The organism is Mesobacillus selenatarsenatis SF-1 (genome assembly GCF_000813125.1).
In the GTDB taxonomy this organism is placed as follows: domain Bacteria; phylum Bacillota; class Bacilli; order Bacillales; family Cytobacillaceae; genus Mesobacillus; species Mesobacillus selenatarsenatis.
The window spans coordinates 1-22,178 of sequence record NZ_BASE01000064.1 but is presented as its reverse complement, the minus strand read 5'-3'; the positions used below and the strand labels follow the sequence as shown (position 1 = coordinate 22,178).

Below are 22,178 nucleotides of genomic sequence, written 5' to 3'. Positions count from 1 at the left end.
TATGATGGGGCAATCTATCGTATCAAGAATTTAACAGCTGCAAACGCGGAAGGAACAGCATAACAGGATTTTGGCCCTGGCTGGACCAGCCGCTCGGTACGGGCCGTTATAATTTCTTGATGAATTTAATTATTTATATTGAAGCCTGCTAATCCAGGCTTAATTTTGAGTTTACTGGGAGGTGACTCCTTACCCGCACACCAGCGGGCTAAGGGAACTTATTTGGACATATTTAACTTGGTTTGGATAGCCATTTTAATTGCTTTAACGGCATTTTTCGTCGTTTCAGAATTTGCGATTGTTAAAGTGAGGAGTTCCAGAATAGACCAATTAATAGAGGAAGGCAGCAATAAAGCTGTGCTCGCAAAAAGAGTCATTTCTAATCTGGATGAATACCTTTCTGCTTGCCAGCTGGGGATTACGATCACTGCTCTAGGAATTGGCTGGCTTGGAGAGCCAGCAATTGCTGATTTGCTTAAACCGTTATTCACCAGCCTGGATATTTCTGAATCCGTCGGACATGTCTTTTCAGTGGTGATTGCATTCACGACCATTACATTCTTGCATGTCGTTATCGGGGAATTGGCCCCTAAGACATTAGCGATCCAAAAAGCAGAATGGGTGTCGCTGAATACAGCTGGTCCGCTGATTCTGTTTTACAAGATCATGTATCCATTTATCTGGCTGTTAAACGGATCTGCCCGTATTGCTGTTGGTCTTGTCGGTCTTAAGCCTGCCTCTGAACAGGAGTTGGCCCATTCTGAGGAAGAACTTCGCATTATTCTGTCTGAGAGCTTTAAAAGTGGTGAAATCAACCAGTCGGAGTTTAAGTATGTAAATAAAATATTCGAATTTGACAACCGGATCGCCAAGGAAATCATGGTGCCCCGAACTGAAATCATTTCGTTGTCAATCGAGGATACTCTGGAAAACTTCCTCCAGATTGTGAAGGAAGAGAAATTCACCCGATATCCTGTCATTGACGGAGACAAGGACCATATCGTCGGTCTCGTCAATATCAAGGAGGTCATGACTGATCTGATCCATGACCAGGGTCGCACCAAAAAAGCGATAGATTCATATATTCGTCCAATCATCCGGGTCATCGACAGCATCCCAATCCATGACTTGCTGGTAAAAATGCAAAAGGAACGCATACACATGGCGATATTGATGGATGAATATGGCGGAACTTCCGGGCTTGTTACAGTTGAAGACATCCTTGAAGAAATTGTAGGAGAAATTCGCGATGAGTTCGATATGGATGAAGTGCCGATGATACGCAAAATCCAAGAAAACCATTACATCATCGATGCCAAACTGCTTGTCAGTGAATTGAATGAACTTCTGGCACTTGATATCAACGATGAAGATGTCGATACAATAGGCGGCTGGATGCTTACCGAAAATTACGAAGTCAAGCAAGGCGACGTCGTCAGCTTCGGATCTTACCTTTTCAAAATCACCGAAATGGAAGAGCATCACATCAAATATATCGAAGTAATGAAACAACCTGAAATCGAAAAGACCGCAGATAATTTTTTTATGAACAACACTGAAGTCGTTTCATAGAAAAACCAATCATATTAAAACATACGAGAAAACAGGCAGATACCTACTCTGCCTGTTTTTTACATTTATAGTTTCCAATTTTGGACGTCATCTGCTTCAATGATTCCCATTACTACATCATCTACGTCTGGGTCTGTCAGTACCTTATCCCTTACCCGATACTTGATGTCATCAGCGTCAGCGAGTGTCAGCCCTTTGCGTAGTTCCAGATAGCTTTCTACATGGTACTGCCTGCCCTCCTGGACAATTCTTAATGTATTGATGTCAATTACATCAGGATCAGATAGGATAAGCCTTGCAATCCTGTTTTCAACCACCTTTGGAGCAGCAACGCCAATCAGTCCAACAGTATTCTCAAAACCAATTTTCAAAGCAATACCTATTAACAGTATGCCGATCAGCAATGTTCCGATTCCATCCAGAAGGTAAAATCCTGTTACGTGCGCCATGACAATAGAAAACAATGCTAAAAGCGCACCAAATGTCGCAATCAAGTCTTCATAGAAAACGAGTCTTGTCGGCGGTGCGGCCAGACTGACATTCTTAAACGCATTTCCAATGATTCCAAATCCCTTTGCTTCACTTCTCGTCTCGTGTGCAATCTCCTTCATTGCTTTAATCAAGATAGCTCCATCAACAAGAACGGCGATTATCATGATGATAACATTCAGCCACAAATTGCTCGAAGCCTTTGGATGCTGGATCAGCTCCCATCCTTTAATGACTGTTTCATATGCCATGATCGAAATGATGATGACTGCCACGAGCACGAATAAGTTAACAACCCTTCCAAACCCGGTCGGAAACCGTTTGGTTGCTTCTTTTTCGGAAATGGCACTACCGATGAAAACAAAAAATTGATTCAATGCATCCGCAACCGAATGAAGCGTTGTCGCGAGCATCGTACCGCTTCCACTAATAACAGCAGCGACACCCTTGATTATTGCAAGGAATGTGTTCCCAGCCGCAGCAATCCCAGAAGATTTATTTCCTCTTTTAAAGAATTCAATCATTGACGACATTTCTCCACCCGCTTTACTATTTTCTTTAATATATGTCCTTTACATTTTCACATTTTGGTCTACTCTAAACATCTTTTTGGATAAGCTGGAGGTTTTAAAATATGGGAAATGCTAAAGAGCCCATCAGGAATATGTCCTGATGGGCTCTTATCTAGGCTCTTTTCTCATACTTTGTTGCTATTGACTACAAAATAGGATTGAATGACCTATATTTCTTCACAAAATTAAAGCTTTATTATGAGAAAAGAGCTTGCACACTTAAAACCGAACTACAAAATGGCTTTTATCACGTTAAAATCGGCTTAAGGATTTTAACAATAATCTTTACGAAAACAGCCTTTTCCTAAAATTTATGTCCTGCTTTTAGAGGCTTCTCCAACTCTTTTGTTATAAGCATTCCATTTCTGCTTTGCGTTGATCAAGATGTCTTCTACCAACAGCTCGATTCCGATTGCAGTCAGCGAGAAGACATTAGCATAATGCTTCTTTACTTCCCATTTCAATTCATGCTTCCCGCAAATACTGTATTTGTTCACTTCTTCCATTTCCTTACTGAGCAGGGCCAGTTGCTGGTTTTTTTCCTGTTCAGGAAGAGCAACGATTTCATCGATTTTTTCTATATATTCAAGTGACTTGGTGATTTTCTCATTCACCTCATCATGTGTCTTTTTGTCTACAAGGTCGTACTTCAGTTTAAAGGCATTAAGGCTTCTGGCAGATTCATAGGTTGATCTCACAATTTCATCCCTGGTCATATAATCTGTTTCAAAGCTGAGCATGTATTTCCATGATGGCTGGGTGATTGCCTTTCTATGATCTTCAATTGTATGGCAGAATTTCTTATAGCCATATTTTTCAGGATCTTCAAATGCCGGGCTAGCCGGATCAAGGAACGGTGCAAGCGGAGCGACAAAATATGATAGTCGTTTATCCCCACCGCAAGCATTGTGAATCTCCTCACAAAAATCAACATTATCAAGGGCGCTTTGATAATCCTGATGCGGTATGCCAACCATGAAAAATATATCAATCTTCTTGCAGCTATGCTTCAATGCGGATTGCAGCGTTTCAATCACTTTTGCATTCGTGCAGTTGAATTTGCCGTTATAACGGCGAATCTTCTCATCATGTGTTTCCAAGGTCAATTCAACGCTGTATTTCGGTACAACCTTCTCGATTTTCGCAAAATACTCTTCGTTTGCATACTGAAATAATTCAAATACCAACTCATTCTTAAGATTGATCTTGCTGAGCCTCTCAAAAAATTCATCGACATAATCCTTACCCGCCTGGCGTATATCATGAAGAATGAAAATTGGTGCCCTGCTGAAGCGCTGGATGAAAAGAATGTCTTCAACTAGTTTCGCAGGCGAGCGTTTAGCCAGGACTTTACGGTTGCAGTTATCCTTATACGATTGTTTAGAGCCACCGCATATCAAGCATCCCTGGGTACATCCCTTTGCCGTGAGGATAGCCGTATTAGGGTATTGAAGCCAGCCGTTGTATGGCAGAGGATCCAGGAAGTTTTTATATTTGAAGACCGACTTGATTGTATATCGATAGCCGGGAATATCAAATTCATCCAGGCTGTCAGGAACATGGCTTAACGGGTTGTATACTGGAGTGTCTCCGTCCTTCCAAGTAAGGTTTGGGATCCCCCCTAGAAGATGGGTTCCATTTTTCAAATGGTTGATCAAAAGGAGCATCAATTTTTCGGTTGAATCGCCCCGCATGACAAAGTCAATGAATGGATATTCTATTAGCTCTTTATGGTAATAAGTTGCTGATAAACCGCCAAAAACCATAGGAGTTTCAGGATGAAGATTTTTCACAATTTTCGCCAGTTCAATACTGCCGTGAGCGTGAGGAAGCCAGTGAAGGTCAATTCCAAAAGCCCTTGTCTTGATCTTTTTCAATTTCTTTTCGACATCAAAGTTTTCATCCATTAGCATTCGATTCGCGATGTTGATGATTTTAACGCGCAAGCCTTGGCGCTCTAAATATTCCGCAATGCTCGTCAGGCCAATAGGATACATTTCGAATACTGGAGAGGATGGAACAACGTCACTGATTGGGCCGGCCAACAGCGCATTTTTCCGGAAATCGTATACACTTGGCGCATGGAGAAGAACTAAATCGTATCTCAAAATACTCACCTCGAAGTAAAATATACTCTATTAATCTGCCTAATAAAGGCAATGTATGATTACACCTTAATGATAACTCCCGGATCCTTCGTCTTAGTCCCGCAAAGTGTAATATTTTGTGAACGACTGAACAAATGTGATTTTGAAAAGCGTCAGACCTTGATGAATAAAGGGATTGCGAGTTTATGAAAGTTTTGTGGATGGCTGTAAGAATAGCGCAAGGTCAGCCCCGACAAGCGCTGGAGGGGCTATGCGCTGGAGCTGGACAATTCTCGAAGTTGAAATTATATAAGTTCTAATATTAATGAAAAAAAAGAGACTGCTCTATCGCAATCTCCCAATAAACTATTTTTCCTGCTGGACCATCAGGATTTCTTCTTCGACTCTGCCCAATTTTAGCAAATGTGAATCCAGCCGTTTGTGGATCGTGCTGAATTCTGTATTGTTTTTTAACTCTGCTTTGCTCAGCAATTCCTTTAACATATTTTCGATTTTTGCGCTCTGTGCTTCTTCCATTCTTTCAAGTGCGTCTTTAATATCTGTAATATCGATCTGGTTTGATGTTACTCTATGTTCAATGCTATCGACTTTCTCGAGACGGTCGAGTCTTTTTTCTATGTGTTCGGTCCTTTTATTCAATGAGTCAATTGAACTCTCGATACCTTTTAAGAGATTAATGATTTCAGATAACCCTTCCATATTGCATGGCTCCCCTTTATTTGGCTTAAGGTTATTTTATCATCATTAACCACATCGATATGTTACAAAACTGGTAACAAAAAGGCTATTTGTTTGCATTATTGCCACATTTCATCGTTACTTGATCTCCAGGTCCCTTAACGCTTTTTCAGCGCTTCTTATGGACATATTTATGGAGTTCCAGCTTTCTTCTGAATACTGCAGTTCTTCCTTTCTTTGCAGCAACAAGTCTGAGAGACCTGGGTGGTCCGGATTAATTTTATAAAGCTCCATCAGCCCCTCCACTCCTTCATAGGACAACGAATTCAGATAGTAAATATCTATTTTTCCGGTTTCTGAGTAACGCTCTAAATTGCGTTCGACGACAAATCGGTCAAGCTGGATTGTGTTGACCAAAGTATAGAAAATGATTGCGGATATAATGTAGAAGCGTACAAGCGATAGCCGATCCATCCATATCCTTATCAATGAATAGCATAAAATCACCAGCAGGAAAATCATGAATGAATGGGCCAGCACCCTGGCAAAGGTAAATCCGTACGCCTCTTCATACATGAACAGACGTATAAATGCTGAATATAGCATGACTCCGCTGAAAAAAACGAGTAGTGAAAGAAGACCGCGAATAACCAGCGTCAAAAATTTAGCAGTTTTTTCAACATAGGTAACAATTGTTGAGATGATCAGTAAATTCAGCAAAGTGACAAAAAGCAGTTCAAAGAATCCTCTGCGCGCAAATTCAGCATACGTATATCCTTCTTTCAATGTTTCACTGAAAAAATATTGGAATTGGACAACCACAAATAGCAGGTAAACGATATTCAATAAAGTCAGCACTGTCAGACTGATCACGCTATCCCACGCCATCTTTTCATTTTGCGTCTGCGGTTCAGGAGGCAGTGGCTGCCTGGTCCTTAGCACCTGCAATAATCCAAAGATCACCAATGTATAAATGGTGATTGCGATTGTACGCAAGACCTCTTCTTCAATCTTCAACGCCAAAAGCCAGCGCGGGATTGTGCCTAATAGGTTTCCAAACTGCTGGTCAGCAGAAACAAGCAGGTTGACGATGACAAACAAAAGCGGGAATGAAATAGCCACTCCAATAAACACTTTTCGAATCGTTGCACTCTTTCTTTCTTCAAGTCCCCTGACAGCCAATTTTGGAGCATACATAACGAACCTGAACACATAGGCAATTGCAGCTCCTACTGTTAAAAAGATCTTTTGGACGAATGGCCATCGATGCCATTGGTTCTGTATCGGGTAGGTGACAAGCACAAGTTGTATGAGAACCATCACTGGAATCACCAGGATGTTCAGCAAATATAAAATCATATTCGAATTCAGGAAAAAGCTGAGTGACAGCAGCCAAATTGAAGCAATCAACAGTAGTCCCAGCTTTTTATTTGTAAAGGAAAATGAACGGTACCTCCAGAAAAACACTCCATAAAAGCAAGTAATAAAAACAGGATACGACAATCCTATCTTGCCATGTAAAAATGATCTTTCTGCCAAAATCCCTAAAGCAATACAGACAAGGAAAAATATCCAGTCTCCTTTTTTCAGTTTTAATTTCATTTTTTATTCTCTCCCCTACATAGAATTACTAGGTATATAATCAAAAAAAACACTTTGCTATTCTATATACATAGAAATTCTATGCATTAGACTAAAAAAATTAGATGGAAGCCTTTTTCCCCCATCTATATCCAATCCAGCAAATTGGATACAATAGCGCCGTAAAAAGAATACATATAATAATGAATATCGGGCTAAGCAGCGGCTGGAACCAGTCATGCGGTATTAGCCTGAACAAAGTCAAGTTCATAAGAATGATGTTCGGCATTATGGAGAGGATAAAAGTCTTTTTCATCAATCTTCTCCCTTTATGGCCAAAGCCTTTGCCTATCTCATATCCAAGCAGTGCCCAAAAGAAGAGATAAAGCAAAATGATCACAGCAGGTATCGATGTGAGACTTTTCCACGCCATGTCAATGAAAGGGAAATCAAAAAGATTATGTACCAGAGTCAGGATGGTACCGCCAACGAAGAAAATCAGGTTGGCCAAAATGAAAACCCATTGAGTTTTCATTGGTGTCGTTGATAGTTCTTCACGCCAGCTATCCGCAATTTCTTCTGGAGTCCCCAATCTTGAATAAAGTTCCGAGCTGATATCCGCTTCATCTCTTTGTTTACCGTTAAATTCGCCCAGCATTTCTGTGATATGGCTGTCGTATTCAGCCAAAATCTGCTCTTTGTCTGGATGCTTCCCTAAATGCCTGCCAAGCTCGGTGAGGAAGTTAGTCTTTAACTGGATCATTTTTCGGTCTCCTGATCACTTTGTTCATAACATTCACGAATTGCTGCCACTCTTCTGTCTTCTCTATGAGGACTTCTCTTCCTTCTTGAGTGATCTGATAATATTTCCTGGCCGGGCCTTTTTCCTGCTCCTGCCAGTAAAATTCAATGTATTCCTGCTTTTCAAGTTTATGCAGTGCTGGATACAAGGTTCCCTCTTTTACCTGAAGACTATGGTCACTGCGCTTATCAAGTTCTTTCACAAGCTCGTATCCATACATATCTCGTTCATTCAACAGCTGGAGCAGCACAAGGGATGTGCTACCTTTTAAAAGTTCACGATTAAACATCCTATCACCTACCTAGTATTAAAAGGTATCTATCGGCATCATAATATAAATTGGTTGAATTTGCAAATTAAAATTCAAAAAGCAGACTGCAATTTATTGCGAGTCTGCTTTTGAAAATGGGTTAATTGCTTCCGGATGTTGCCTTCAGGCCGATGATTCCAACTAGAATGAAGGCTACGAACATCAGTCTCATTAGATTGCGCGGCTCTCCAAACAGAACCATCCCGAGAATGACTGCTCCTGCAGCTCCTATTCCTGTCCAGATTGCATATGCGGTACCAATTGGCAATGTTTTAACTGCCATAGACAAAAAATAAAAGCTAATTGCCATCCCTACCAGCGTAATCAACGAAGGTACAGCTTTGGTGAATCCTTCTGTATACTTCAGGCCTATGGCCCACACGACTTCAAATATACCGGCAATAACTAAATAAAACCAAGCCATAATTCTTAACTCCTTTCATAAGAAAAGCGCAAGCGCCTTGCTCAGCCCCGACAAGCGCTGCCCGCCTAAAACGCCACATCGTGTGGCTGGCGGGTTTGCACGTCCTGTGCCTTAGAGGGCCTCGCTCTTTGACTTCATTGGCAGGACCGAAAACGAAAAGCGGAGGCGACTGCCCAACTCCGAAAAGCGCTGGAGGGCCTGACAGTGAAGTCGCTCTTTGACTTCATTGGCAGGACCGAAGCGACTCGAGGGGCTAGGCGATGGAGCTAGACACTAATCTAAGTGTAAAAGTTTATATTTCTTAAAAAATGAAAAAAGCGCAAGCGCCTTGGTCAGCCTAGACATGAACTGGAGCAGGACTAAAAAAACCCGGAAGATATCATAGATATCTCCCGGGTTTTTGTCCCTCCGTGTACACAGGCATCCCTGTGCGCCCTCTCTCGGACCAGTCCAGCATAAGCGCCGCGGAACCCTAGAGGACTTTTTATAAAAGGAATAATAACATAATCTACTTCTTCAGTCAAAAATGCCAATCAGGTCTCCTGGGGCTGTTTGTTCATCATCGTTTCATATTCATTTGATGGCAAAGGCGGCGAGTAGAAATAGCCCTGGACTTCTTGACAGCCAAGTGATTTCAACAGGTCAATCTGCGATGCCGTTTCAACACCCTCAGCAATGACCTTTAACTTCAGGTTCGTTGCCATTGAGACAATCGTTGATATGATTTCGCGGTTTTCCTGGGAGTGTGAAATGAAGCTTTGGTCAATTTTCAACCGATCGACTGATAGTTTACTTAAATAGCTCAAAGAACTGTATCCCGTTCCAAAGTCATCAATGCTGACTTCGATTCCAATTTCCCTTAATGCCTGGAGTTGCGAGTTGATACTGTCTTCCTTCTTGATCATGATACTCTCAGTCACTTCGATTTCAATCAGCTCTCCATAAAGATCGTACTCCTTAAGAGTATGCTGCATGAACTTCACGAAATCCTCCTGGTAGAAATGGATAATCGAGATATTGATTGAAGTACGAGGAACCTCGAACCCCCGATTCTTCCATGCGACAAGCTGACTGAACACCTGCCTGATGATTAATCTCTCGAGGGGTACGATTAAGTTCGCCTCCTCGGCAATCGGGATGAATACACCTGGAGGAATCATTCCATGGCGAGGATGTTTCCATCTAGCCAATGCTTCAGCCCCTGTTATTTCATTAGTTGTTGCATTGTATTTAGGCTGGTAAAAGACTGTGAGAGATTTACTATTAATAGCGTTCCGCAAATCATTCTCAAGCTCAAACTTATTCACGTTCTGATCCACCATGCTCTGGTCAAAAAACTGATAGTGGTTTGCACCGTTTTCTTTTGCCTTATACATTGCCATGTCAGCGTATTTCAGCAATAATTCAAGGTTATTTGTATCTTCAGGATACTTCGAGATTCCAATACTTGCCGTGATCAGGAATTCCATGCCCTCCGCAAAAAGCGGTGACTGGAATTCTCGTACAATCTCATTGGCAATCTTGTCTGGCTGATTTCCTCCAGTAACAAGAATCGCGAATTCATCTCCGCCAATTCTTGCCACAAGACATTCCTCCGGCACAACTTCTGAAAGCTTATTGCCGATTTGCATCAAGATTTTATCACCAAACGAATGCCCGAAGGTATCATTGATTCTTTTAAACCGGTCAAAATCAAGATAAATTAACGAAAATTCTTCATCTTCTATAAATAGTGAAGCCATTACTTTCTCTAAGTTCCGTCTATTAGGCAAATTAGTAAGTTCATCATGATATGCCAGATACTCAATCATCTTGTCTGCTTTTTTCTGTTCTGTTATGTCCCTGACTATCCCAAAGACACCAACTGTTGTATTTTTGACGATAATCCTGACTGCTGTGATCCTCACGTCCGCATATGTCGAATCAGCCCTTTTAAGGGTGGTTTCAATCAATTTCGTCTCGCCGCTAAGGACTTTCATGAAATATTTCCTGATTTTCTTTTCTTCCTCGCTACCGCCAATCAGATCAATGAAATGCAGTCCAGCTAATTCATTAGGCATGTAACCTGTCAGTTCAACAGCCTCTTTATTGACACTTAAAATATATCCTTGCAAATCGACCCTGAACACAGAATCAGGGTTATGGCTAAACAAGGATAAATGGGATTGGACATTCTTCATGATGAGCTTTTCGCCAAACAGGTCAGGAACGAGCATGAATAATAAGTTTGCGGCGGCCATATAAATGAACGGTGCCAGGAAAGAATGCACGCCGCTTCCATCCGAAATCTCCATCATTGAAGTCAAGGCGATATATGGAATGCCTCCCATTGCCATGCCCCCAAGGACACTCCCCGTATATTTATAATTTTTGACAAACTCATAAATATCCTCGTTTGTAATCTGCATTAAAAATCTAATCAGCGTGAAGGATGTAACCAGTATCATCAAAAATGCCATCACTGATAATATTGGCTGAATCTCGATTGCTTCCCTGAAGATTATATAAAATGCAGTATACTCTGCCATCATGATACTAGCTGCGATTAATAGGCTGGTGGATATATACTGTGATGTGTTCGCAATGTCCCTTTGTGCCAGGCTCAAAGCCGCATAGGACCCAACTCCGCAGATACCAAAGAATAACAGGAAAAATAAATAAAAATTGCTCGTCGAAAATGGAACGCCTGCGGAAATAATAACAAACAGATGGGTCAGCAAAAATGTAAGAGCCAAAAGCAGAGAATAAAGGACCATTTTACGTTTTTTTCTATCAATAGCCTTTTTGATTTGCCTGCTGAACTCAACCGCCATTATTGACGAAATGATTAAAAAAACGACAGTCAGAGCTATATTATTAAAGTCGAATATGTACATATGGGGAATATTCATTCTGCCCCTCGTTTCTGTCTGGTTTATTTGCTTTCAGACTAGCGGTCTATGTATGACAATTTCCGGGAATAAGACTTAAGCTTTCTAAATATTATACAATATTCAACATTAATTGAACTGTTTTGAGTATTATTTTCACAATTTTCAAAACCAACCATTACCAATCTAACGGTAAATTTTATATAATATAAGTAGAAGCAATCATTTATTTTCTCTAAACCCTCCCTGGTTCCTGCTTCAATCACCATGGTAAACCATTTTAAAAATATCACAAAAGTACAGACCCTTACTTTTATATCGGCAAAACCACAGATTTTTTAACCCAAATCCGCTTATAAGGCTTTACAAATATATAACACCACATATGTTATTGGATTATTGTGAAATAAGGGTACTTCCTGCCCTAGAAAGGAGGGGAATAGTATGGATAAGGAGAATGACAGAAGAAATATCAAAAATAGTTTTCCACGAACACCTGGCTTAAGCGTCGCAGCTGCCGCAGTCTGGCCAATCATCGGTTATCTGATTGACCTCGTGTTTGATTTAATCCCATATGTGACTATTTTAGGTTCAGTTGGAGGCTTGGCCCTATATATTCTTTTCACTGACAGGAAGAGAGAAATACCAAACGATACACCAAAAGTTTGGCCAATCATTGAGACCAGCGTTGAAGAGATAAAAAAAGCAGTACGTATTTATTCGGAACAGCTTCCAAAAGGCGTCTACCGCACAATTCTCGTTAAGGAAGATAACAGCATTGATGTTGAGCAACTTGCCCCAATCCTTAAAGGCATTCCATCCCAAAACTTTTACATGTCAAAGGAAACATATGATATTTTCGATGAAGACGAGAAATATCTCGCACTAACGATTGATAAAGTCCAGAAAGCAGTAGACCTCTATGTTAGGGAGAATAAGGAATATCCAATGCTGCCTTATGATCCATTAAACAGGGTGAACTATTATCAGCTTTCGAAGGCACATTGCCTGGATACCCTGCCAGAGATTGAGCTTTATATCACCAATTACGATGGTCTCGTTACCCATAAAAAACCAAAGAAGAACAGCACAGGCAACTAATGATCCTTAACCTAAATTCGAAATCCCCGTGGGAAAAGTCATTAAGGTGCTCCCAGTTCAGAAGTTCCCATGAAGTCAAATTTCATATGTAGTTGAAATGAATGTAAAACTTTTAAAGCAAAATGCTGACTAAATAAATACCGAGTAACAGAAATATCAAAAAAATAATTCCTGAAGAAATTTTTATCAGGTTACTCGCTGATTCGAAGGTTTGGCTGTTAATATTTTTCCGTACCGAAAAATAATGCGTCGTTGCAAAGAACAGGATTATCAACCCAATCAGCAATGAGAAAATGCTGACAAAAACAGCGATTGTATCTGCAGCCTGGCTTACAGATCTAATATTATTGAAATGGAGACTTGATGCCAAAAAACCAATCCCGATTATGGCGATTGATGTTCGTACCCAGGCCAGGTATGTCCGCTCATTTGCAAGGTGCTGCTGGATATATTTTGATTCAAGAGTTTTATTCTCGTCCATCTCATCACCTACTTTCCGCTACCATCAACTAAAGTTTATCATCGAAACTAGACAGGTTCCTCTTCATCTGCTCATTCACCATTCACTATCTGTATGTTTTATATTTCCTCCCCACCTTGAATAGTTCCTAATGAAGTGGTTTTATGACTGCCTTTTACATTGATTGTAGTAATTTTGCTGAATGGTCAGAAGCTAATGGATTCTATATTCAACATAAAAATCTCGCCTGATTTTACTGCCGTGATCCCTCTTTCATAAGTTATAATAAAACCAGGAGGCTGATTAACTTGGAAGAAAAGAAAAATAATTCTCCTGTAATGGAGCTTGATGAGGAAACTTTATTCATCGTTTCACAGACTTTCAAAGCACTTTCAGATCCGACACGCCTCAGGATCCTCCATCTTTTGTTCCAGGGCGAACATTCGGTCAATGAAATAGCGGAAAAACTCTCATTGTTGCAATCAACCGTTTCACACCAATTGCGATTTCTTAAAAACCTCAGGCTTGTCAAATTCAGGAGAGAGGGTACATCGCTTTATTACACGCATGACGACGAACACGTCATCGACCTTTTGAAGCAAAGCATAGAACATGCCAGCCATCATTGATGGGATTGCCCATCTATATTGGCTGGCATGTTTTTTTACACAATAATCCGACACGTAATATTCAATTGCAAGGTCCGTGCGCGCATGGGCACCCATGCTCTTCCCCTTCTACCTGAAGGGTACTATGATCAATGCCAAAGCGGTCGTGCAACAGCCTTTGTGCTTTGTGGAGTACGCGATCATGTGCTCCTTCCCCTTCGACGGCAATATGCCCGCTAAGCATTAAGACACCTGAAGTGATCGACCAAACGTGAACATCGTGTACATCTTTTACTTCTGGAATTTTCATAATTTCATCCTTCACTTCATTCAATTCAATCTCCTGAGGCGTGCCTTCCATCAAGACATGGAAGCTCTCCTTTGTCACTCGCCAGCCGCTGATGATGATGAGAATCGCAACTGCGACGCTTGCAATGGGATCCGCAAGTCCCCAGCCAAAAAAGTAGATCAGCAATGCTGCTGTAATTGCGCCAACCGAGCCAAGCATATCTCCCAGCACGTGAAGGAAAGCGCTTCTTACATTCAAGTTCTCATCTTTGTCTCCACTCATCAGTATCCAAGCGGCGATGATGTTGACAATTAACCCGATAACCGAAATCGTCAGCATTCCCATGCTTTGTACTTCTGGAGGATCTGTAAAACGTTGGTACGCTTCAACAAATATATAAATCGAGATGATAATTAACGTAAGACCGTTTAAAGCAGCGGCAATGATTTCAAATCGCTTGAAGCCGAACGTCTTTGATTTTGTTGCTTTTCTTTCACCGAGCTTCATCGCGAACAAACTCAACCCAAGCGCAGCCGCATCACTCAGCATATGACCCGCATCTGAAAGCAGTGCAAGGCTGTTTGTGATTACCCCGCCAATCACCTCTACAACCATGAAAGTGGCGATCAGGAGAAAAGCCCAGAATAATGCCTTCTTGTTGTTTGTATGACTATGGCTATGGCCGTGTGAATGATTATGCCCCATATGTTCCCCTCCTTTTCTTATATATGAATATATGCTCATATATATAATTATGACTCATTTGCGAAATTGGTTCAATAATAAGCTTGTCTATCATTTAAATACCTTATTATTATGGTTTTTACACCAAAAAAATTAACCGCTGAAAATCAGCGGTTTTGTGTTTTCCTTATAAATACTTGCGATGAATACCCTTCCCATCATAGGTATAGAGCATTGTCCTGTTCTCTACCATCGTCTCAATATGGCATTTCCTGCCCCAAAGCTGATGAATATACGGAAGTACTTTTTCCAAGTATTTAATGTCCAGCTCGATGCCTTCGAAACCGTGAGTTATATACAACTCCCCATTCTTCAAGTAATCGCCGTCCGTCACGGTCAAATATGGGAATCCACCATTGACTCTCATGCTGACAAGCTGATCGCGGACTTGTTCCCACGCTTTATCAACGACTTTGTATTCTCGTCCCTGCTTTTGGAAAAGATACATATCTTCACGCATAACCAGATCCTTAGTCAAGTAATTGCGTAAAAATGAAATATCTGATTCGATTTCACGGACTTCAAACATTTTTTCCCGGCCTGATCCTGGTTTTACTCCACGACGTTTCATTTCCTCAGTCGGATTATTATAACGCTCTTCGATATCTTCAAAAATTTTGATTCCTAAATAATATGGATTGATTCCCGTTTTTGATGGCTGCACGACCCCAGCATTCAATTTTGCAAACTCGATTGATTCACCGCTGGTCAAGTCCATTTCCCGGAGAATCCGTTGGTGCCAATAAGAGGCCCAGCCTTCATTCATTATTTTTGTCTCAAGCTGCGGCCAAAAATAAAGCATTTCCTCCCGCATCATGGTCAGGATATCCCGCTGCCAATCTTCAAGCTCGCGACTGTAGCTTTCAATGAACAACAATAAATCTTTCTCTGGTCGCGGCGGGAATTTTTTCTTCTTTATCTTCTCTTTTGACTCTGTCTCTTTGGATTCAAGATCCCAAAGATCATCATACGGAGTTGCTATTGACGTTGGTTCATCGTCGAAATCATCTTCGGCTGACCATGAGAGCTTCGGCCTCATCAAAGATGGATCGATATGCTCTTCGATGGCTAGCACCGCATCCAGGAAAGACTCCACTGCTTGTTTTCCATGCTCGATTTCATATTTACGGATTCTCTCTGCCGTCGCGGCCATGCTTTCGACCATATCCCGCTTCGTATTTTGGAATCGAACATTATTTTTGAAGAAATCACAGTGTGCCAAAACATGGGCAACAATCAATTTGTTCTGGATCAACGCGTTTGAATCCAGCAAGAAGGCATAACAAGGATTTGAATTGATAACCAGTTCATAAATTTTTGAGAGGCCTAAATCATAGTGAAGCTTCATTTTATGAAATTGCTTCCCAAAGCTCCAATGGGAAAATCTCGTTGGCATTCCATATGCACCAAATGTATAGATAATTTCTGCAGGACATATTTCATACCTCATCGGATAAAAGTCCAGTCCAAACCCTTTAGCGATTTCGGTAATTTCAGAAATGGCATATTCCAGTGACTTTTGATCTTCCGACACCATCTCTCCCCCTTTCACCTCTTACAACAATGTATGAGAAAAAAAGGAGAAAGATGAACAGGTTAGAAACTTTACTGCTGCAGTTGTTCGGTAACTGAAAGGCTCAATAACCTGTCACTTTTCACATCATGGGCGACTTGCACAGTGATAATAGCCGGTTTTCTATTGACACGGACCTTGTATTGAAATGAGTCAAGTACCTGGCGGTCGTCTATCTGCTTCCTACCCGTATACTTATAATTCCGGACCGTCTCATCGGGAAATTCTTCATTGATTACGGCAGTAGCTATCTTCCCATACTTTTCGTAATCAGGAGTTTGAGCATTAATATCCCCTCCTTGGATTCCCATTAACAAAATCAAAAATACAGTTATGGCGAAAAAATACTTTTTCATCATACACTCCTTTAAACTGCTCAGCTTTATAATCAACTTCGGTATGTAGTCATTCTAAGTTCATTTGAATGCCCAATTATACAGGTAAAACTTGAAAACCCCAGTAAACAAGGTCGTCCAACATTTTCTGAGGAAGATACGGCGTCAACTCCATATAATATTATCAACTCCTCATAAGGAGGATTGGATATGAATAAAACGGATTATGATCGTGCTTTATATTACACGCACCGATCTCAATGGGATAACCTGCTCATCCTTATGGTCAGGACAGAGGACCAGTTCCTGGCTAAAAAGATTGAACATTTTCTCCACGCTTACAACTTTGAAAAAGATTATGCTGTCATTGAAAAACGCCTGTATTCCCTGCTCAGATATATCGACCACGCAAATGAAGCCGCCGGCGATGACTACCTGGAAACCGCTGTAACCGGCTCGATTTAAACAAGAGAATTCCACCAGAAAAATAACACGGCTACCTATATTAAGGTGCCGTGTTTGTTATTTTTTATGCTGTTTCCCATTATTAATTAATGGTTTATCTTTCTCAAGCGGAGGGCGGTTCCTGGTCTACAAGGCGATTCCGGACAGCATATAACGCTGCCTGAGTCCGATCTGCCAATTCCAATTTTGCCAGGACATTGGAAACATGCGTTTTGACTGTTTTTTCCGTAATATACAATGAAGCTGCAATCTCTTTATTGCTTTTGCCGCTGGCGATTTCTTTCAGCACCTCCAGCTCACGCCTTGTGAGCTCATCAAGCAGTTTCCTTTCATGGCGGTTACTTCCTGATAGATGCTTTAAAACAAGTGATGTTGCTTTTGGATGCAGCTGATTTTCACCATCCATGATTCTCAATACTGCTTTTACCAGTTCATCTGGCTGGATATCTTTAAGCTGATAGCCAGATGCACCTGCCTCGATGGCTGGGATCACATGTTCCTGGTCTGCAAAGCTGGTCAGCATCATGATATTAATTTCTGGGTTCTCTGCCTTGATGATCTTCGTTGCTTCAATCCCGTTCATAACCGGCATGATTAAATCCATTAAAATAATGTCCGGGTTCAATGCCCTCGCAAGTTCAACAGCTTCCTTCCCATTCCCTGCTTCCCCGACAATCTCTATTTGTTCCTGTGTCCTAAGGAAAAAAACCAACCCTCTTCTTACGACATGATGGTCATCCGCAATCAGGATTTTAATTGTCATTCGCCATCCCCCCTTTTTATCATATCGGGATCATTACAATAATCATTGTTCCTTCACCAGGTTTACTGAGTATCTCAAGCTTGCCCCCAAGCGAGTAAGCCCTCGTTTGCATGCTTTTCAGACCTAGTGATGGAAGTTCCTTTTCCGGATTAAAATTAAAGCCTGCACCATCATCCTGAATCTGCATTTCTACCTGACTTCTGGCCGAATCGAGTGTTAAGTGAACGATTTCGGCCTGGGAATGTTTTTTGCAATTGGCCAGCGCTTCCTGCCCGATTCTCCAAAGCGCTTCTTCCACTTTCCCTGGAAGACTTGAAACACCCATTACCTTCGTTTCAAGCGGTAAATTCAGCATCTCTGCATAACCCGCAAGCGCGCAGATGATCCCGTTCTCGAGACCACGGGGGCGCAATTGCCAGATCAGTGCTCTCATCTCTCCTTGAGCTTCCTGCGCCAGATCCTGTATATACGAAAAAGTATCTTTCAGTTCCGGAGTATCCGCCATTTCTGTGCCGGCTCTTGCCGTCAAACTCAGTGAAAAAAGGAGCTGGTTCACCGAATCATGCAAATCCCTGGCCAGTCGGTTCCGCTCAGCTGCCAACGCTAGTTCCTGCTCCTGCTGGGCAAGCCTTATCCTTTTTATCGCCGTTCCAATCTGGAATGCGACTGCTTCAAGCAAAGCGAGTTCATCTTTTTTGAAGTGAGTTTTATTTGGTGAGCCTACATTCATGACACCGAACTTTTCATTTCCCGCTCTTAACGGAACAGTCGCATGGTGAGTCAAACCATTCGTTTCACCACTTTTATTATTTATTGCATCCTCAAGTCTTTTACATTCGAAGATATTCGTCGCTTTATTTAATCTTCCATCATTATAGCGGTCGACACACCAGCAGCCTCCCTCGCACATTGGCGCGAAATTGTCCATGGATAATGCAGGAGGCAGCTCAACGGTTGCAGCCAGCTGGTAGTCGCCCTGCGCGTCAATCAGAAAGATCCAGCCGGTCTCAAGTCCTGTAATTTGCAGCAGCCTTCTCAATACCTCGGCCAGAACAGTATTAAGCTCTGTACCCTCGTTCAATAGTTCAGCGATTTCCTTTAAAATGCCGACATCTGAATTCGCTTTATCCCCAGCCATCCAATCCCCCCATTTCCCTATATTATATCTCTAATCGGAAAATTCCGCTTTTGAAAAAAGTCTGAATTTCCTCTCATTCAAAAGTCGTAGTTATCCACTTTTTACAGAACAAAAAGCGCAAGCGCCTCGTTCAGCCCCGACAAGCGCTGGAGGACCGACCAGTGAAGTCGTTCTTTGACTTCATTGGGCGGACCGAAATAGAAATGTATAGCCGACTGTCCAGAAACGCAGAAACTGGAGACTCCGACTAAGAAGCGCTTTTTGCTTCTGCCGGCGGAGTTGAAGTTTCGGAGTTTCTAGGAGGCGACACTAGACAAGCGACTCGAGGGGCTAGGCGCTGGAGCTGGATTAAGAAAACCCGTATAGTTATCCACATTGAAATTATTTTATAATTTCCTAGTAAACAAAAAATCCGAAGAGGGAATGCCTCTTCGGACTCTGCATTAAGCAATCGGGTAATTCTGAACAAGCGGATGGATGACGATTTCATCAATCAGCATATGTTTTGGAGCGGATGCCATATAGACAACAGCGTTCGCGATGTCTTCCACCTTAAGCCAGTCATGTTTCTCTGGCAGACCTTGTTCTGAGTCAGCGAAATAAGTATCTACCATTCCTGGATTAATGGTGCCCACACGGATTCCATATTCCCTTACTTCCTGCGCAAGTGCCCCACTGAAGCCTTGGACAGCGTACTTCGAAGCAGTATAGGCACTTCCGTTTGGAATTGTGTATCGGCCAACATCAGAGGAGATCGTGATGATCGTGCCTGATTTACGCTCCTTCATATGAGGCAGAACAGCTTTCGCACCAAGGAATACACCCTGGACATTTACTTCAAATAGCTTTTTCCATTCTTCAACCGTTACTTCCTCGGCCAGTTTAAAAAAGCCGATACCCGCATTATTGACAAGTACATCAACCTGACCGAATGCTTCAACCGTTTTTTCAACGAGGTTTTTCACCTGCTGCTCATCGCTGACATCAGTCTGGACCGCAATGACATCAGAAAAACCTTTCTGCTTCAATTCTTCCGCAGTGTTGTTGATTTCTTCAGAGCTTCCTGCAACCGCAAGTTTCATTCCCTGTTCAGCTAATTTCACGGCGATTTCTTTGCCGATTCCTCTTGATGCACCTGTGACGATTGCGACTTGTTCTTTTAACAATGTAATTACTTCCTTTCAGCTGTTTCTCTCAGTTGTTTTACAGGTTCTTTGCTGCTTCCATTTTCTGTTCAACTACCTCCATGAAATTCTGTTCGATTTTTTGGAGTTTCTGCTTGCTTTCTGCGAGGCTCTTGTCGTTCACACCAAAATAAAACTTAATCTTTGGCTCAGTCCCAGATGGGCGAAGGCAAACCCATGTGCCATCCTCAAGGTAGTATTTGATGACGTTTGAAGAAGGAAGCTGAATTTTTTCTTCTTCGTTGCTTTCATTCACTCTTACACCTGTTAAATAATCTTCCACTGCCGTTACTTTCAATTCACCAAGTTGCTTAAGCGGCTCCTGGCGGAAGACTCCAAGTGTCTTCTGGATTAATTCCGCACCCTCTTTTCCTTTTAGCGTCAGGGAACGAAGTCCTTCCTGGTAGTAACCATACTCTTCAAATACACTTAGAAGCGCTTCGTACAAAGACATGCCCTTCTTTTTGTAATATGCGCAAACCTCGACAGCTAGCATTGCCGCCTGGACTGCATCTTTATCCCGGGCAAAGTCGCCGATTAAGTATCCATAGCTTTCTTCATAGCCAAACAGGAATTTATACTCCCCTGAGTCTTCATATTGTTTAATTTTTTCAGCTATGAACTTGAATCCAGTCAGGACATCGATTGTATCGATTCCGAACGACGAAGCGATTTTGCGGCCAAGTTCGGATGTAACGATTGTTTTGAACACGGCTCCATTCGCTGGTAAAGTTTCTTTCTCCTGCTTTTGCGTCAGGATATAATGCAGCAGCAGTGCACCCGTCTGGTTTCCTGTCAGGACAACATACTCCCCGTCTGGATCTTTCACAGCGATACCAAGACGGTCAGCGTCCGGATCTGTGGCAATCAGCACATCCGCATCGATTTTCTTCCCTTCACGGATTGCCAGTTCAAATGCAGCAGGCTCTTCTGGATTCGGGCTTTTTACGGTAGAAAACTCAGGATCAGGGAGCTCCTGTTCCTTTACTACTGCGACATTCTGGTATTTCAGGTTTGTCAGGATATCGCGGACCGGCCTATTAGCAGTACCATGCAACGGTGTGAATACCACTTTTACATCGGCTTCATCTGCCAGCGTCGGATTTTCGGAAATCGTCATCAGTTTCTCAAGATAAGCGCGATCCACTTCAGGTCCAATCATCTTGATCAAGCCTTTTTCTTTCAACTCTTGCTCGTCCATTACCTCGATTGATAGTTCATTTTCGATTTCGTTCACCTTGGCAATCACTTCATCGGCACTATCTGGAGGAAGCTGGCCGCCATCCGGACCATATACTTTATATCCATTATATTCAGGCGGATTATGGCTGGCGGTTATGACAATTCCCGCATAAGCGTGCAGGTGACGTACCGCAAATGACAGCTCCGGAGTAGGCCGCAGTTCTTCAAAAACATATGTCTGGATTCCGCGCGTTGCTAATGTTTTTGCAGCCTCCATTGCGAATTCAGGTGATTTATGGCGTGAATCATAAGCGATGGCCACACCACGCTGCTTCGCTTCATTCCCTTGTTCTTCTATGTATGCTGCCAGGCCGGCTGATGCCTTGCGGACCGTGTATAAGTTCATCCGGTTGGTACCAGCACCGATTTCTCCGCGCATACCACCAGTGCCGAATTCCAGGTTTTTATAAAAAACTTCCTCTAAATGCTTCTCGTTTTCTTTAAATGAGTCAAGCTCAGTTTTAAGCTCCGGATCCAATCCGGCAAAACCAAGCCATTTCTCAGCTTTCTTTTTCCAATCCATCAAATGACCTCCCGTAAATAAAATTTGAAACTTACAGCTAATTATAAAACAAGATAGAGTGAGATTGATAACTTTTATGCTAACTTGTCAAATTGTTTTCGAATTTTAAATTGTTGAATTAATGCCTTCTTGCAATCGCTATATTTTCTATATCTAATAAAGCCGACGATTTTTGAGCGCAAATCATTCCTATTGGTGACCTCTTTTTCCGGTTTCCGTGATTTTAGGACATCAATACGTCTTATTCGTGACCTCCTTTTTCGGTTTCTGGGAATTTAGGGCGCCAATACGCTTTATTGGTGACCTCTTTTTCCGATTTCTGGGGATTCAGGGCACCAATACGCTTT

General features: G+C 41.9%; 20 protein-coding genes and 1 riboswitch. Of the genes, 4 read left to right on the top strand and 16 right to left on the bottom strand.

Going from position 1 to position 22,178, the window contains the following annotated elements; translation table 11 throughout:
* Positions 1-222: 222 nt before the first annotated feature.
* Complete coding sequence (locus TY49_RS13200) at positions 223-1,572, top strand: hemolysin family protein (protein WP_041966382.1); 1,350 nt, start codon at positions 223-225, stop codon at positions 1,570-1,572.
* 65 nt (positions 1,573-1,637) lie between these two features.
* Here TY49_RS13200 and TY49_RS13195 read toward each other — a convergent pair whose 3' ends face one another.
* The 8 genes from TY49_RS13195 to TY49_RS23930 all read right to left on the bottom strand — a co-directional run bounded on the left by TY49_RS13195 (position 1,638) and on the right by TY49_RS23930 (position 11,427).
* Positions 1,638-2,594: a cation diffusion facilitator family transporter gene (locus tag TY49_RS13195; protein WP_041966381.1), complete on the bottom strand. Its 957-nt coding sequence runs from the start codon at positions 2,592-2,594 to the stop codon at positions 1,638-1,640.
* A gap of 350 nt (positions 2,595-2,944) precedes the next feature.
* Positions 2,945-4,741 (bottom strand): TIGR04190 family B12-binding domain/radical SAM domain protein, encoded by a 1,797-nt coding sequence (locus TY49_RS13190; RefSeq protein ID WP_041966380.1) that lies wholly within the window; start codon positions 4,739-4,741, stop codon positions 2,945-2,947.
* A 345-nt stretch (positions 4,742-5,086) separates the two neighbouring features.
* Positions 5,087-5,440, bottom strand: a complete 354-nt coding sequence (locus tag TY49_RS13185) for a hypothetical protein (RefSeq protein WP_041966379.1) — start codon at positions 5,438-5,440, stop codon at positions 5,087-5,089.
* A 117-nt stretch (positions 5,441-5,557) separates the two neighbouring features.
* Entirely contained in the window at positions 5,558-7,021 is a 1,464-nt protein-coding gene (locus tag TY49_RS13180) for a DUF4153 domain-containing protein (protein ID WP_041966378.1), read from the bottom strand.
* Positions 7,022-7,121: 100 nt separating this feature from the next.
* A complete protein-coding gene (locus TY49_RS13175; RefSeq protein ID WP_041966377.1) occupies positions 7,122-7,763 on the bottom strand; it encodes an HAAS signaling domain-containing protein in 642 nt (213 codons plus the stop codon).
* Positions 7,744-8,091 (bottom strand): PadR family transcriptional regulator, encoded by a 348-nt coding sequence (locus TY49_RS13170; protein WP_041966376.1) that lies wholly within the window; start codon positions 8,089-8,091, stop codon positions 7,744-7,746. Before TY49_RS13170 ends, TY49_RS13175 begins: the two co-directional genes overlap by 20 nt.
* Positions 8,092-8,212: 121 nt before the next feature.
* Complete coding sequence (sugE, locus tag TY49_RS13165; protein WP_041966375.1) at positions 8,213-8,536, bottom strand: quaternary ammonium compound efflux SMR transporter SugE; 324 nt, start codon at positions 8,534-8,536, stop codon at positions 8,213-8,215.
* Positions 8,537-8,923: 387 nt separating this feature from the next.
* A riboswitch (guanidine-I (ykkC/yxkD leader) is annotated at positions 8,924-9,023 on the bottom strand.
* Positions 9,024-9,069: 46 nt separating this feature from the next.
* Positions 9,070-11,427 carry a sensor domain-containing protein gene (locus TY49_RS23930; protein ID WP_052442185.1) on the bottom strand — a complete coding sequence of 786 codons (2,358 nt, stop codon included), beginning with the start codon at positions 11,425-11,427 and terminating at the stop codon, positions 9,070-9,072.
* Between the two features lie 423 nt (positions 11,428-11,850).
* On the opposite strand from TY49_RS23930, the gene TY49_RS13155 reads away from it, so the two are divergent.
* Positions 11,851-12,507, top strand: coding sequence for a DUF3939 domain-containing protein (locus tag TY49_RS13155; protein ID WP_052442184.1), 657 nt, complete (start codon positions 11,851-11,853; stop codon positions 12,505-12,507).
* A 112-nt stretch (positions 12,508-12,619) separates the two neighbouring features.
* Here TY49_RS13155 and TY49_RS13150 read toward each other — a convergent pair whose 3' ends face one another.
* Positions 12,620-12,988 (bottom strand): YidH family protein, encoded by a 369-nt coding sequence (locus TY49_RS13150; RefSeq protein WP_041966374.1) that lies wholly within the window; start codon positions 12,986-12,988, stop codon positions 12,620-12,622.
* 317 nt (positions 12,989-13,305) lie between these two features.
* On the opposite strand from TY49_RS13150, the gene TY49_RS13145 reads away from it, so the two are divergent.
* Complete coding sequence (locus TY49_RS13145) at positions 13,306-13,596, top strand: ArsR/SmtB family transcription factor (RefSeq protein ID WP_041966394.1); 291 nt, start codon at positions 13,306-13,308, stop codon at positions 13,594-13,596.
* Positions 13,597-13,657: 61 nt separating this feature from the next.
* Here the strand turns inward: TY49_RS13145 and TY49_RS13140 are convergent, their stop codons facing one another.
* From TY49_RS13140 to TY49_RS13130, 3 genes are all read right to left on the bottom strand, one after another.
* Positions 13,658-14,569: a cation diffusion facilitator family transporter gene (locus tag TY49_RS13140; RefSeq protein WP_041966373.1), complete on the bottom strand. Its 912-nt coding sequence runs from the start codon at positions 14,567-14,569 to the stop codon at positions 13,658-13,660.
* 166 nt (positions 14,570-14,735) lie between these two features.
* A complete protein-coding gene (locus tag TY49_RS13135; RefSeq protein WP_041966372.1) occupies positions 14,736-16,145 on the bottom strand; it encodes a SpoVR family protein in 1,410 nt (469 codons plus the stop codon).
* A gap of 68 nt (positions 16,146-16,213) precedes the next feature.
* Positions 16,214-16,540, bottom strand: a complete 327-nt coding sequence (locus TY49_RS13130; RefSeq protein WP_084135469.1) for a DUF3889 domain-containing protein — start codon at positions 16,538-16,540, stop codon at positions 16,214-16,216.
* A gap of 186 nt (positions 16,541-16,726) precedes the next feature.
* Here TY49_RS13130 and TY49_RS13125 point away from each other — a divergent pair, with 186 nt between their 5' ends.
* Positions 16,727-16,981, top strand: a complete 255-nt coding sequence (locus TY49_RS13125; RefSeq protein ID WP_041966370.1) for a YhdB family protein — start codon at positions 16,727-16,729, stop codon at positions 16,979-16,981.
* Positions 16,982-17,084: 103 nt separating this feature from the next.
* Here TY49_RS13125 and TY49_RS13120 read toward each other — a convergent pair whose 3' ends face one another.
* The 4 genes from TY49_RS13120 to TY49_RS13105 all read right to left on the bottom strand — a co-directional run bounded on the left by TY49_RS13120 (position 17,085) and on the right by TY49_RS13105 (position 21,831).
* Positions 17,085-17,744 carry a response regulator gene (locus TY49_RS13120; RefSeq protein ID WP_041966369.1) on the bottom strand — a complete coding sequence of 220 codons (660 nt, stop codon included), beginning with the start codon at positions 17,742-17,744 and terminating at the stop codon, positions 17,085-17,087.
* Between the two features lie 19 nt (positions 17,745-17,763).
* Positions 17,764-18,882, bottom strand: a complete 1,119-nt coding sequence (locus TY49_RS13115) for a GAF domain-containing sensor histidine kinase (RefSeq protein ID WP_041966368.1) — start codon at positions 18,880-18,882, stop codon at positions 17,764-17,766.
* Between the two features lie 443 nt (positions 18,883-19,325).
* A complete protein-coding gene (locus tag TY49_RS13110; protein ID WP_041966367.1) occupies positions 19,326-20,048 on the bottom strand; it encodes an SDR family oxidoreductase in 723 nt (240 codons plus the stop codon).
* Positions 20,049-20,085: 37 nt separating this feature from the next.
* Positions 20,086-21,831 (bottom strand): phospho-sugar mutase, encoded by a 1,746-nt coding sequence (locus TY49_RS13105; RefSeq protein WP_041966366.1) that lies wholly within the window; start codon positions 21,829-21,831, stop codon positions 20,086-20,088.
* Between the last annotated feature and the right edge of the window lie 347 nt (positions 21,832-22,178).

Coding starts and splice junctions, on each gene's coding strand:
- TY49_RS13195 (WP_041966381.1), bottom strand. CDS start 2,594: ATGTCGTCAATGATTGAATTCTTTAAAAGAGGAAATAAATCTTCTGGG.
- TY49_RS13185 (WP_041966379.1), bottom strand. CDS start 5,440: ATGGAAGGGTTATCTGAAATCATTAATCTCTTAAAAGGTATCGAGAGT.
- TY49_RS13180 (WP_041966378.1), bottom strand. CDS start 7,021: ATGAAATTAAAACTGAAAAAAGGAGACTGGATATTTTTCCTTGTCTGT.
- TY49_RS13175 (WP_041966377.1), bottom strand. CDS start 7,763: ATGATCCAGTTAAAGACTAACTTCCTCACCGAGCTTGGCAGGCATTTA.
- TY49_RS13170 (WP_041966376.1), bottom strand. CDS start 8,091: ATGTTTAATCGTGAACTTTTAAAAGGTAGCACATCCCTTGTGCTGCTC.
- sugE (WP_041966375.1), bottom strand. CDS start 8,536: ATGGCTTGGTTTTATTTAGTTATTGCCGGTATATTTGAAGTCGTGTGG.
- TY49_RS23930 (WP_052442185.1), bottom strand. CDS start 11,427: ATGAATATTCCCCATATGTACATATTCGACTTTAATAATATAGCTCTG.
- TY49_RS13155 (WP_052442184.1), top strand. CDS start 11,851: ATGGATAAGGAGAATGACAGAAGAAATATCAAAAATAGTTTTCCACGA.
- TY49_RS13150 (WP_041966374.1), bottom strand. CDS start 12,988: ATGGACGAGAATAAAACTCTTGAATCAAAATATATCCAGCAGCACCTT.
- TY49_RS13145 (WP_041966394.1), top strand. CDS start 13,306: ATGGAGCTTGATGAGGAAACTTTATTCATCGTTTCACAGACTTTCAAA.
- TY49_RS13140 (WP_041966373.1), bottom strand. CDS start 14,569: ATGGGGCATAATCATTCACACGGCCATAGCCATAGTCATACAAACAAC.
- TY49_RS13135 (WP_041966372.1), bottom strand. CDS start 16,145: ATGGTGTCGGAAGATCAAAAGTCACTGGAATATGCCATTTCTGAAATT.
- TY49_RS13130 (WP_084135469.1), bottom strand. CDS start 16,540: ATGATGAAAAAGTATTTTTTCGCCATAACTGTATTTTTGATTTTGTTA.
- TY49_RS13125 (WP_041966370.1), top strand. CDS start 16,727: ATGAATAAAACGGATTATGATCGTGCTTTATATTACACGCACCGATCT.
- TY49_RS13120 (WP_041966369.1), bottom strand. CDS start 17,744: ATGACAATTAAAATCCTGATTGCGGATGACCATCATGTCGTAAGAAGA.
- TY49_RS13115 (WP_041966368.1), bottom strand. CDS start 18,882: ATGGCTGGGGATAAAGCGAATTCAGATGTCGGCATTTTAAAGGAAATC.
- TY49_RS13105 (WP_041966366.1), bottom strand. CDS start 21,831: ATGGATTGGAAAAAGAAAGCTGAGAAATGGCTTGGTTTTGCCGGATTG.